This window comes from Thiocystis violacea, from assembly GCF_016583575.1.
In the GTDB taxonomy this organism is placed as follows: domain Bacteria; phylum Pseudomonadota; class Gammaproteobacteria; order Chromatiales; family Chromatiaceae; genus Thiocystis; species Thiocystis violacea.
This window is the reverse complement of record NZ_NRRG01000110.1, coordinates 1-4,967: the sequence shown is the minus strand read 5'-3', so window position 1 is coordinate 4,967 and position 4,967 is coordinate 1. Positions and strand designations below refer to the sequence as shown.

The 4,967-nt window shown below is 64.3% G+C and carries 3 protein-coding genes; 2 read left to right on the top strand and 1 reads right to left on the bottom strand.

Annotation, left to right across the window (positions count from 1 at the left end):
* Positions 1 to 531 precede the first annotated feature (531 nt).
* The gene (gene ppk1 / locus CKO27_RS23325) at positions 532 to 2,760 is read right to left on the bottom strand and encodes a polyphosphate kinase 1 (protein ID WP_200377307.1); all 2,229 of its coding nucleotides are present in this window, start codon (positions 2,758 to 2,760) and stop codon (positions 532 to 534) included.
* Between the two features lie 135 nt (positions 2,761 to 2,895).
* On the opposite strand from ppk1, the gene cmoA reads away from it, so the two are divergent.
* Positions 2,896 to 3,639, top strand: coding sequence for a carboxy-S-adenosyl-L-methionine synthase CmoA (gene cmoA / locus CKO27_RS23320; RefSeq protein ID WP_200377306.1), 744 nt, complete (start codon positions 2,896 to 2,898; stop codon positions 3,637 to 3,639).
* Entirely contained in the window at positions 3,630 to 4,610 is a 981-nt protein-coding gene (cmoB, locus tag CKO27_RS23315) for a tRNA 5-methoxyuridine(34)/uridine 5-oxyacetic acid(34) synthase CmoB (protein WP_200377305.1), read from the top strand. The genes cmoA and cmoB overlap by 10 nt, the downstream gene beginning before the upstream one ends.
* Positions 4,611 to 4,967 lie beyond the last annotated feature (357 nt).

The window sequence follows — 4,967 nt, the reverse complement described above, 5'->3', positions numbered from 1 at the left end:
CGTGATGATGAAACGTCGCAACTTGTCACCTGCCGGGTGAGCCCTAGAATGGGCGTATTTTACCTCCATCCTCTTGTTATGTAACGGGAATTCTTGGAAGACGGTTCATTCAGTTCACGGAACCAGGTTAGAGTGACTTGTAGTATTTGCGGCGATCTTGGCATTTTCGATGGCCTCCATCGCGTAAGTTACTGCTTTTCTTTAATCGAGTTTCTCTGCGGTCTCTAAATGGCGTCTTGGCCGAGGTGCCCTGTCATCGCGTGTCCGATATCCGGGCGGACGGAGCTTTCGCCCATTTGGAGCGTTCCTGGGGCGGGCGGGGCATGGACTCCGTCCTGAACGTTTTCCGAACAGATCGGCCGCGCCGACGCCTTGGGCGGTCACCAAAGGTTACGGACGGGGCGAATGCCACGTCCGGCCTGAGTAAGTATCGTCGCGACGATTGAGCCTGGGAGGATCCTCCCGGTCATCCTCGAAGGAGGGCCATTGGCGCCTCGCGGGCGCCGTCGAGCCTCCTCGCTTCCCCCGTCGTTACTGAAGCCCCTTGTCCCGCAGCCGCCATTGAAAATGGCTGAGTAGCTTGGAGCGGACCTTCTTCTCCTTGTGCTTGGCGGCGGCGGCGAGCCGTTTTTCGGCGACTCCGATCAGGGTCTCCTGGGCGCCCTTGCTGGAGTCGTCGGTCGGCGTGCGTTGGGTGTACTGGCCGTCCGCGTCCATGTCCCAGGCAGAGCGGGTGTCGGCGAACTGCACATCCAGGATCAGGCGCAACTCTTGTCGCAACTCGGGGTTCTCGACCGGGGCGTGGACTTCCACTCGGCTGTCGAGGTTGCGGCCCATCATGTCCGCGGAGCCGATGAAATACTCCTCCTCGCCGCCGTTGCGGAAATAGATGATCCGCCCATGCTCCAGGAACCGCCCGACGATGCTGACCACGCGCGCCTTCTCGCTGATGCCGGGCAGGCCGGGGCGGAAGCGGCAGGTGTCGCGGATGATGAGGTCGACCTGCACCCCGGCGCGGCTGGCCTTATAGAGCGCGCGGGTGATGGCGGCGTCCTCTAGGGCGTTCATCTTCATCTGGATGACGCCGTTGCCGTCGCGCTTGTGGTGGGCAATCTCGCGGTTGATCTTGTCGAGGATGGCGCGCTTGAGGTTGTAGGGCGCGGCCAGGATCTTGCGGTAGCTCGGCGGCGGCGAATAGCCGGTCAGATAGTTGAACAGCTCGGTCAGATCCTGGCCGATGTCCTCATCGCAGCCGAGCATGCCGAGGTCGGTGTAGAGCTTGGCGGTGCCGGCGTGGTAGTTGCCGGTGCCGATGTGATAGTAGCGGCGTAGCTGGGCGTAGTCCCGGCGCACGATGAAGATGAGCTTGCTGTGGGTCTTGAGTCCCATGACGCCATAGTTGACATGGATGCCCTCGGCCTCCAACCGGCGCGCCCACTGGATGTTGGCGGCCTCGTCGAAGCGCGCCTTGAGTTCGACCAGCACCGCGACCTGCTTGCCGTTGCGCGCGGCCTGGATCAGCGAGTCCAGGATGGCCCCGGCGGAGGTGCGGTAGAGCGTCATCTTGATCGCCAGCACCTTGGGATCGTCCGCGGCGGTGCGCAGGAAGCGTTCGACCGAGGTGCTGAAGGGCTGATAGGGGTGCTGGAGCAGGATCGGCCCGTTCTCGCGGATGATGTGAAAGATGTTGCGCCGATCGTTGGCGAGCAGCGGATGGTCGACCGGGCGATGGGGCTTGTCGTGCAGCTCGGGCCTCTCGATCGCGGCGATCTCGAACAGATCGCGCAGGGCCATCATGCCTTCGACCTCGATCACGTCCTCCTCTTCGTTCAGCCCCAGCTCGGCGGCCAGCATGCCGCGATGGGTGGGCTCCATGCCGGGCTCGACCTCCAGGCGCACGATGGGCGCGAAATGACGCTCGCGCAGCTCGCTCTCGATCATCTCCAGCAGGTCGTTGGCGGCCTCCACGTCCGGCTCGACGATGGCGTTGCGGGTGATGCGAAACAGCGCGCAGGAGACGAACTCCATGCCGGGGAAGAGCATGTCCAGGTTGTTGAGGATCAGGTCTTCCAGGGTAACGTAGGTATGTGTGCCCGCGACCGAGATCAGGCGTTTCGACACATCCTTGCTCACCGGCACCTTAACGCGGGCCATGTAGACCTCGTTGCCGCCGGGGAAACGCAGGGTCACCAGCAGATTGAGCGTCAGATTGGAGATGAAGGGGAAGGGATGCGCCGGATCCATCGCCAGCGGGGTGAGCATCGGGAAGATGTTGGCGCGGAACTGTTCGCGCAGCCGCTCCTGTTCGTCGGCGGTCAGATCCTTGTACAGACGGATACGGATGTCGAAGGCGTCCAGTTCCCGCATGAGGTCGTCATGGATGCGCCGTTGTTCCGCCTGAAAGGCTCGCACGGCGTCCTGGCACTCCTTGAGCTGCTGGAGCGGGGTGCGGCCGTCCAGGCTCAGCGCATGCACGCCCGCGGCGATCTGCTGCTTGAGACCGCCGATGCGCTTCATGAAGAACTCGTCGAGGTTGTTGCTGACGATCGCCAGGAACTTGACCCGCTCCAGCAGCGGCGTGCGCGGATCGTCCGCCTCGTGGAGCACGCGGCGGTTGAAGGCGAGCCAGGTGAGTTCTCGATTCAGATAAAGGCTCGGGTCGTCGAGATGGACATCGGGGGCGACGCTCGGCGCTTCATCATCGATCGTCTCGAACTGGCTGTCTTCCTCGATAAATGACTGGAGTTCGCTCGTGCTCATGGCGGGTATCCGTGGTTCTCGGAGAGGATGGGCGTGACCGGCGATCATTCTAACAATCGCCTGTCGATCTTGGATGGTGGTTTTGTGACCCGCCCGGTCGAGCGACGCCGGGCGTCGGGGTTAGAATGCGCGCCCATGACGCCCAGCGACCCCGATGATCTGTTCGACCGACCGCTCGACCGAGCCGATGGCCCGATCCGCCCGTTCGCCTTCGATGCCGATGTCGCGCGGGTCTTCCCGGACATGGTGCGTCGCTCCGTGCCTGGCTATGCGGAGTTGGTGGATCTGGCCGGGCTCATCGCCCGGCGCGCGGCGCGTCCGGGGGACCGCTGTTATGACCTGGGTTGTTCGCTGGGGGCGGTGACGCGCTCCATCCTGCGTCAGACGGGGCCGGAGGTGCGTCTGATCGCCGTCGACAACGCGCCCGCGATGATCGAGGGCCTGGGCGCGCGTCTGGCCGATCTTCCGGGAGCCGAGCGCGTGGAGGCCCGGTGCGTCGATGTCCAGCAGGTCGCGATCGAACAGGCCGCGCTGGTGGTGCTGAATCTGACCCTGCAATTCATTCCGCCCCCCGACCGACTGGCGCTGCTGCGACGGATTCGGGCCGGTCTGATTCCGGGCGGCGCACTGATCCTCGCCGAGAAGATCGCGGTTCCAGCCGATCGCGGCGGGGCCTGGCTGACCGTGCTGCACGAGGATTTCAAACGCGCCAACGGCTACAGCGAGCTGGCGATCAGCCGCAAGCGGGCCGCTCTGGAGCGGGTTCTGATTCCGGACTCGATCGAGACCCATGAGCAACGGCTGACCACCGCCGGTTTCGCGGGGTCGGTCCGCTGGTTCCAGAGTCTCAACTTCGTCGCCTGGCTGGCATGGACCTGACGTCCTTCGAGCCCTTCCTGGCGCGTCTGTCCGCGACCCCGCTCGCGCCCTGGGTCGGCGAACTGAGTTCCGCCGTGCTGGCGCGACTCGGCCCCGGCGCCCACGGCGACCTCGGCCGCTGGGAGGCGGCTCTGGCGGCGCTGCCCGACTGTCCGGATGGCCTGGTCTCGCTGGATCGATCCTGCGTCGGCCTCCAGGGCACCGGGCCGCTCGCGGCGGAGGTCGAATCGCGTCTGCGCGAGGCCCTGATGGGGCTGCATCCCTGGCGCAAGGGACCATTCTGTCTCCACGGCCTGCGCCTCGACACCGAATGGCGCTCGGACTGGAAATGGGACCGGCTGGAGCAGGTCATCGCCCCATTGACGAACCGCCTGGTGCTCGATGTCGGTTGCGGCAACGGCTACCACGCCTGGCGGATGCTGGGCGCGGGCGCGCGGCTGGTGATGGGGATCGACCCGACCCTGCTATTCGTCGTCCAGTTCCTCGCCATCAACCGCTATCTGGGGCGCGAGGATCTCGCCGTTTTGCCGCTGGGCATCGAGGATTTGCCGAAGGATCTCGGCGGGTTCGACACGGTGTTTTCCATGGGCGTGCTCTATCATCGCCACTCGCCCATGGATCACCTGGCCGATCTCTATCGTCTGCTGCGACCCGGTGGCGAACTCGTCCTGGAGACGCTCGTACTGGAAGGCGATGCCCGGCAGGCGTTGGTGCCGCCGGGGCGCTATGCCGGCATGCGCAATGTCTGGTTCATTCCCAGCGTGGCCTCACTGAGGGTCTGGCTGGGCCGCCGCGGCTTCACCGGAATAGAGGTGGTGGACGTGACGCCCACCAGTGTGAATGAGCAGCGCGCCACCGACTGGATGCGCTTCCAGTCCCTGCCCGATCACCTCGACCCCCAGGATCCGACCCGCACCATCGAAGGGCTGCCGGCGCCGACCCGCGCCATTCTCATCGCCCGGCGTCCCTGAGCCATCGCCGGGAGCGGATTCGTCGATACGATCATGTTTGTATCGCGCCTGACGTCGGGAGCGGGTGAATCAGGTGTTCTTCTCGATGAGGATACACCCGAGCTTCAGCCCGATACATCGAGGAAGAGGTCATCCCGGACAACTTTGCGCTCATGCAAAATCTGGTTTCACCTCACAATGGTCCTGTTTCCCGGTACGTATTACCTGAATCCGTGATCTGAATGACGCGGCAACGTCCTCTTGGCAAATAGCGATGCCGGAATTCATTTCAGCGACGCGAATAGCGCCCGGGCGGGGACGAATCGGTCCACGGAAGGGCGGTTGGGCGAGAAGCTGCGGGCGACAGACAAAAGGATA